We start from the raw sequence: 6,670 nt of genomic DNA on the forward strand, positions 1-6,670 counted from the left end.
TCCGGCGACTCTTGCGATTGCATCACGTTATCATGTGAAGTTCATACGAAGAAGATGTTGTACGCCTCGAAGATGGTGGACGAGCCGGCTGGCATTACGCGCCGATCCAACGCTGCCCGCAAGTCGTGATGACGCCGCATTCGAGTTCCTCGCAAGCGCATGAGCGGAGGCACCCAAGACCTGGGGAACGAACCCTGGCGCGACGGCAGCCGATATACGCACCTGCGCGGAATCGATCGGGCCGGGCTCATGTGGGAGTGGCTGCGCCGCGATCCCGATTACATCGCCTGGTACGCGCGGGCGAGCCGGGCGACACGCGGCCGCCCCGCGCCGGCAATCGAGCCGATCCAGTGGGGGCTGCACTTTCGCCGAGAATCCGGACCGCGCAGCGCCCGAGGCCCGGATCATCTGGCATGCCGATCTCGACCCTGGCACGCTGCGCGTTATCGCCTTCCCGTCGACCCCCTCGGACCCCGACAGCATCCGCACTAAGCATCTCGCGCCGTGGCTGGCGATCGCAACCGACGATGACGGCCGAGAGCATGCCGTGCTCTCCGACGGATGGCATCGCATCCGGATCGATGTCGAGGAAGGCAGCATCGCGCGCGAGGAAGCCGTGCTGCTCCATTATCGTCTGCTCGGCGTCGCCTCGGCCGAACCCAAGATCCTGCCGCTCCGGCGTTTCGTCGAGCTGTGCCGCCACGGTCGCTTCGCCCGCTCGCTGTTCCCGCGCGATCCGCGGGTGGAGCGCTGGCTGACGGTGTTGCGCGTCCATGACGCACTCGCGGCTGGCGCCAGCCAGCGCGAGATCGGCGCCGCCTTGTTCGGCGAGGACCGGATCCTGCTCGACTGGAGCGGGCACAGCGACTCGCTGCGCTCGCGCGTGCGCCGCTTGGTGCGCGACGCCGAGGCGATGGCGCGCGGCGGCTATCGCCACCTCCTCCAGCGGCGGGCGTAAGGCTGCGATCCGGGCCTGCCATTGACAGCGGCTCGCGCGACACCCAAATCCCCCGTGCGGCCCGGGCCCCTCTGGCGAGACTCGTCTCGTGATGTCGGACCGCATCGGAGAATCCGATGCTGAGGCCCGGCGAACGCCGCAAAGCTCGGATCCTTCCGATGACCGATGGTCTTGAAGAGGAGATTGAGCTTTGCACCCCCGACTTTTCCGCCTGATCGAAAAGCATCAGCGCATCGATGACCTGCTGCGCCTGGCGCAGCAGCGCGCCGACGGCTCGGATATCCACCGGCTGCGCATCCTGAAGATGAAAGCGAAGCACCTGATCGCTCGCTTCATGGCGGCACGCGCATTCGCAGCCGCGTCCCCCGCGGGTTAGCCGGACCGTCACCGCGCTCCTGACGCCATGTCCGATCCGGCGCGGACGTCGATGCCCTGACGCTTCGGAGCGGCGGCGCCCGCCATCGACGATGGACGTGCCCGCCCGCCGGGCTTGTGATCGAGGGAACTCATGGAATTCCTGTTTGCCGACTGGCTCGGGACGCCGGCCTGGTTCTGGCTGTCCTTCCTGTTCCTTGTCGTCGCCCTGACCGCCTTCGATCTCGGCGTCCTCCACAAGGAGGATCGCGAGATGGGCATCGGCGAGAGCCTGAAGCTATCCGCCTTCTATATCGGCGTCGCGCTCCTGTTCGGCGCCTGGGTCTGGTACGCGCGCGGGCCGGAGCCGGGCATGCAATATTATACCGGCTTCTTCATCGAGAAGGCGCTGTCGATCGACAACGTCTTCGTCATCAGCCTCATCTTCACCTATTTCGCGATTCCGCCGAAATACCAGTACCGGGCGCTGCTCTGGGGCATCGTTGCGGTGATCGTGCTGCGCGGCCTGATGATCGCGGGCGGCGCGGCTTTGGTGAGCGAAGCCTATTGGGTGCTCTACCTGTTCGCCGCCTTCCTGATCTTCACCGGGATCAAGATGTTCGTCGCCGGCGACCAGCCGATGGATGTGGCGAACAACCCGGCGGTGAATTTCATCTCACGGCACATGCGCGTCACCCGCGAGCTCCATGGCCAGCGCTTCTTCGTGAGGACGCCCGATCCCGGGACCGGCAAGCTCGTGATCGCGGCGACCCCTTTGTTCCTCGCGCTGGTGGTGATCAATCTCGCCGACCTCGTCTTCGCGGTGGACAGCGTGCCGGCGATCTTCGCGATCACCACCGACACGTTCGTCGTCTACACCTCCAACATCATGGCGATCCTCGGCCTGCGCGCGCTCTACTTCGCGCTCGCGGCGATGGTGCACCGCTTCCACTACCTCAAATATGCGCTTGCCAGCGTGCTGGTGTTCATCGGTGCGAAGATCTTCGTCGCCGACTTCGTCCTCGGCGGCGACAAGTTCCCGCCGGTCCTGAGCCTCGGCGTCACCCTCGCCCTGATCGCCGCCGGCATCGCCTGGTCGCTTTGGAAGACCCGCGACGCGCCGGAACGGCACTGGCGGGTATGACGCGCATCCGATGCATCGTTGACTCTATGATATTACGGATATACCCGTAGTATCATCAACAGATCAGGAGACTCTCGATGAAGCGCATGCATCTCCACGTCAGCGTGCCCGACCTCGCGCAGTCGATCCACTTCTACCAGACGCTGTTCGGCGCGGCTCCGGTCGTCGTGAAGGACGACTATGCCAAGTGGATGCTCGACGATCCCAAGGTCAACTTCGCGATCTCCGAGCGGGCGCGCGCGAGCGGCGTCGATCACATCGGCATCCAGGTCGACAGCGCCGATGAGCTGGGCGAACTCGCCGGACGGCTGAAGGCCGCAGGCGCGGAGACCTTCGACCAGGAAGCGACCACCTGCTGCTATGCCCAATCGGACAAGAGCTGGGTCCACGATCCCGCCGGCGTGCGCTGGGAGACCTTCTTCACCTTCGGCGAGGCGACCAGCTACGGCGAGGACGAGGTGCTACCCGAGCCGACTGCGTCGGCCTGCTGCGGCCCTGCCGCGGCGCCCGCGCCCAAGCAGGCCTGCTGCTGATGGACGCCACCGCCGCCGTCTCGGCGCTTTCGGCGCTGGCGCATGCCGGTCGGCTCGAGGTGTTCCGCCTGCTGGTCCGTGCCGGCAAGGACGGCATGGCCGCGGGCGATATCGCCCGCGCCACCGGCCATGTGCCGCAGACGCTCTCCGGCAACCTCAACATTCTCGGGCATGCCGGCCTGGTGTCGTCGCGCCGCGAGGGCCGCTCGATCATCTACACCGCGGACTATGAGCGGATGACCAGCCTCCTCGGATTCCTGATGGAGGACTGCTGCGGCGGCGTGCCGGAGATCTGCGCGCCGATCGCCGAAGTCGCCGCCAGGGCCGCCTGCTGTCAGCCCGGAGCCGTCCAATGAGCACCACCGACATCATCATCTACCACAACCCGGACTGCGGCACCTCGCGCAACACGCTGGCGATGATCCGCAACGCCGGCATCGAGCCGCACGTCATCGAATATCTGAAGACCCCGCCGAGCCGCGCGATGCTGGTTTCGCTGATCGCCCGCATGGGCATCGGCGCCCGCGCGCTGCTGCGCGAGAAGGGCACCCCCTATGCCGAGCTCGGCCTTGCCGATCCGTCGCTCGGCGACGACCAGCTCATCGACGCGATGATGGCGCATCCGATCCTGATCAACCGCCCGATCGTGGTCTCGCCGCTCGGCGTGAAGCTCTGCCGCCCGTCCGAAGCCGTGCTCGACCTGCTCCCGGCGCCGCAGCAGGGCGCGTTCACCAAGGAGGACGGCGAGAAGGTCATCGACGACGCCGGCAGCAGGATCAACGCATGACCGATATCGCGCTTGGCCAGACCCGCCCGGCGATCGGCTTCTTTGAACGCTATCTGAGCCTCTGGGTCGCCGCCTGCATCGTCGCCGGCATTGCGCTCGGCTATGCGCTTCCCGGCCTGTTCGCGGCGATCGCCGCGGCCGAGGTCGCCCGCGTCAACCTCGTCGTTGCGGTGCTGATCTGGCTGATGATCATTCCGATGCTGCTCAAGATCGATCTCGGCGCGCTGGGATCGGTCCGCCGGCACTGGAAGGGCGTCGGCGTCACCCTGTTCATCAACTGGGCGGTGAAGCCCTTTTCGATGGCGCTGCTCGGCACCCTGTTCCTTGGTATCCTGTTCCGGCCGCTGCTGCCGGCGGGCGAGGTCAGCTCCTACATTGCCGGGCTGATCCTGCTCGCCGCCGCGCCGTGCACCGCGATGGTGTTCGTCTGGTCCAACCTGTGCGAAGGCGAGCCCAACTATACGCTGAGCCAGGTTGCGCTGAACGACATCATCATGGTGTTCGCCTTCGCCCCGCTCGTCGCTTTGCTGCTCGGCGTCGCCTCGGTGACGGTGCCGTGGGACACGCTGCTCATCTCGGTCGTGCTCTACATCGTCATTCCGGTGATCGCGGCGCAGCTCATCCGGCGCGCGCTGCTGGCCTCGGGCGGACAGCCGGCGCTCGACCGCCTGCTCGCCGCGCTCGGTCCGGTGTCGCTGGTTGCGCTGCTGACCACGCTTGTGCTGCTGTTCGGCTTCCAGGGCGAGGCGATCATCGCCAACCCGCTGGTCATCGCGCTGATCGCGGTGCCGATCCTGATCCAGGTCTATTTCAATGCCGGGCTCGCTTATTGGCTGAGCCGCCGCTTCGGCGTCGCCTGGTGCGTCGCCGCGCCCGCCGCGCTGATCGGCGCGTCCAACTTCTTCGAGCTGGCGGTCGCCGCCGCGATCAGCCTGTTCGGCCTCGGCTCCGGTGCTGCGCTTGCGACCGTCGTCGGGGTACTGGTCGAGGTGCCGGTGATGCTGTCGGTCGTCGCAATCGTGAAGCGGACCCGGCCCTGGTATGAAGGACGCGTCCCCGCATAGGGGGAATCGCTCCTAGACCATCGGCGCCCGCAAAGGATGGCCGGGCATCTATTTCCGGCAGGGCCACACCTCGCGCAATGCCCGCTCGGCACCCGCCGTCATATGGACTCTCGAAACAGCTGTCGTGCGCGCAGATAGGCAGCGCGCAGCGCCGCCCGTCGTAGCGAGGCACTCTAAGGATTTTGCGCCTCGCGCGTGTACCGCGCGACCGCGCTCTACGGCTCGGGGCGCGCCCCTCGCCGCCGAGCCCCGCTTGCACGGGTCTCGGCCTCACGGTGACGATCGCTGGCGCGCAAAGCGGTCGCCGCGCTTGCGCGCGGCGGCGCTTGCTTGTGGCCTCTCCCGGATGCGCGGGAGTGGGCGGCGCGCCCTGCTAGGCGCGGCCGCGGCGGCGGCAAGCCGGCCTTCGGGCCGGCTCCTCCATTGTCATTGCGGCCCTTCGGGTGCCGCCGCCGCTCGGAGCCGCGCCTTTCCGGTCGCCTCTCGCCGCCCACCCCCGCTTTCCGGGGAGGCCATGCGGTTTTTGGGCGGGACAGGAGGCGAGGACATGCCAGCAGCTCTGACCCGTCGCGCCCGGCGCAAGCCGCAGGCAGGAGCCGAGCGGAAAGCCGGGCCGCAGACCGAAAGCCGCGCCAGCCTCTACGAGGAGGTGACCCGGCGGATCGTCGCCGAGCTGGAGGCGGGGCGCTTCCCCTGGGTCCAGCCTTGGGGCCGGGTCGAGAGCGGGGGCCTCGCGCCCGGCTTGCCGCGCAACGCGCTCACCGGCCGCAGCTATTCCGGCATCAACGTGCTGATCCTGTGGAGTGCCGTTATCGAGCGCGGCTTTCCCAGCCAAGGCTGGCTCACCTTCAGACAGGCGCTGGAGGCGGGCGGCAACGTCCGCAAGGGCGAGCGGGGGACCACCGTCGTCTATGCCGACCGGTTCACCCCCGAGGCGGAGCGGCAGCGGGCGCGCGAGACGGGCGAAGAGGCCAAGGCCATTCCGTTCCTCAAGCGCTTCACCGTGTTCAACGTCGCGCAGTGCGAGGGGCTGCGCCCCGGCCTCGCGCCCGAGCCGGTGCCGCTCCCCGAACGCGAGATCGTGCCCGTTGCCGAAGCCGTGATCGAGGCCAGCGGCGTCGATTTCCGCATCGGCGGATCGCGCGCCTTCTATGTGCCGGGCAAGGACTATGTGCAGGTTCCCCCGCAACCCGCCTTCTTCGAGCAGGTCAACTACTACCGCACGGCGCTCCATGAGCTGACCCACGCGACCGGGCACCCCTCGCGCCTTGATCGCGACCTGTCCAACGGCTTCGGCACCAAGGGCTATGCCCGCGAGGAGCTGGTCGCCGAGATGGGCTCGGCCTTCCTCTGCGCGAGCTTGGGGATCGTCCCGAGCGTCCGCCATGCCGACTATCTGGCATCGTGGCTCGACGTGCTCCGGGGCGACAATCGCGCGATCTTCCGCGCCGCCGCCCAAGCCAGCAAGGCCGCCGACTGGCTGCTCGCGCGGCATAGCGAGGCCCAGGCCGCGCGAGCGGACCACCCGCCCGCCGAGGCGGCATGACCGCCACCGTCAATCGAGCTTCCGCCGCCTTCTCGCGAGGCGGCGGCAGACGCGGGCGGCGCGTCCTGCCGCCAATCCCAAGCCGGTCCGCCTCACCCGCAAAGACAAGACGGACCGGCGCTCACACGGAGCAACTGCCATGAAACTCGACTTCATCCCGCTCGACAAGCTGTTCGTCGACAAGGCGAACATGCGCTTTGCCAAGCGCCCGCCCGACGTGTCGGACATCCTGCCGACCGTGCGCAAGCGCGGCATAATCCAGACCCTGCTGGTCAACATCAGCC

At 67.8% G+C, this 6,670-nt stretch carries 8 protein-coding genes; all 8 read left to right on the forward strand.

From position 1 onward, the window contains the following. Positions 1–547 precede the first annotated feature (547 nt). The 8 genes from ABDV68_RS01135 to ABDV68_RS01170 all read left to right on the forward strand — a co-directional run bounded on the left by ABDV68_RS01135 (position 548) and on the right by ABDV68_RS01170 (position 6,386). Positions 548–958, forward strand: coding sequence for a DUF2285 domain-containing protein (locus tag ABDV68_RS01135; RefSeq protein ID WP_343517805.1), 411 nt, complete (start codon positions 548–550; stop codon positions 956–958). A gap of 190 nt (positions 959–1,148) precedes the next feature. Continuing rightward, positions 1,149–1,334 (forward strand): DUF465 domain-containing protein, encoded by a 186-nt coding sequence (locus ABDV68_RS01140; RefSeq protein ID WP_343517806.1) that lies wholly within the window; start codon positions 1,149–1,151, stop codon positions 1,332–1,334. A gap of 132 nt (positions 1,335–1,466) precedes the next feature. Then, positions 1,467–2,456 carry a TerC family protein gene (locus ABDV68_RS01145; RefSeq protein WP_343517807.1) on the forward strand — a complete coding sequence of 330 codons (990 nt, stop codon included), beginning with the start codon at positions 1,467–1,469 and terminating at the stop codon, positions 2,454–2,456. 77 nt (positions 2,457–2,533) lie between these two features. Continuing rightward, positions 2,534–2,989: an ArsI/CadI family heavy metal resistance metalloenzyme gene (locus tag ABDV68_RS01150; protein WP_343517808.1), complete on the forward strand. Its 456-nt coding sequence runs from the start codon at positions 2,534–2,536 to the stop codon at positions 2,987–2,989. Then, a complete protein-coding gene (locus ABDV68_RS01155) occupies positions 2,989–3,345 on the forward strand; it encodes a helix-turn-helix transcriptional regulator (protein ID WP_343517809.1) in 357 nt (118 codons plus the stop codon). Before ABDV68_RS01150 ends, ABDV68_RS01155 begins: the two co-directional genes overlap by 1 nt. Continuing rightward, positions 3,342–3,776 (forward strand): arsenate reductase (glutaredoxin), encoded by a 435-nt coding sequence (gene arsC / locus ABDV68_RS01160; protein ID WP_343517810.1) that lies wholly within the window; start codon positions 3,342–3,344, stop codon positions 3,774–3,776. The genes ABDV68_RS01155 and arsC overlap by 4 nt, the downstream gene beginning before the upstream one ends. Further along, a complete protein-coding gene (arsB, locus tag ABDV68_RS01165; RefSeq protein ID WP_343517811.1) occupies positions 3,773–4,840 on the forward strand; it encodes an ACR3 family arsenite efflux transporter in 1,068 nt (355 codons plus the stop codon). The genes arsC and arsB overlap by 4 nt, the downstream gene beginning before the upstream one ends. 547 nt (positions 4,841–5,387) lie before the next feature. Beyond that, the gene (locus ABDV68_RS01170) at positions 5,388–6,386 is read left to right on the forward strand and encodes a zincin-like metallopeptidase domain-containing protein (RefSeq protein ID WP_343517812.1); all 999 of its coding nucleotides are present in this window, start codon (positions 5,388–5,390) and stop codon (positions 6,384–6,386) included. The last annotated feature ends 284 nt before the right edge of the window (positions 6,387–6,670 follow it).

Source organism: Sphingomonas sp., from assembly GCF_039595165.1.
Lineage (GTDB): Bacteria > Pseudomonadota > Alphaproteobacteria > Sphingomonadales > Sphingomonadaceae > Sphingomonas.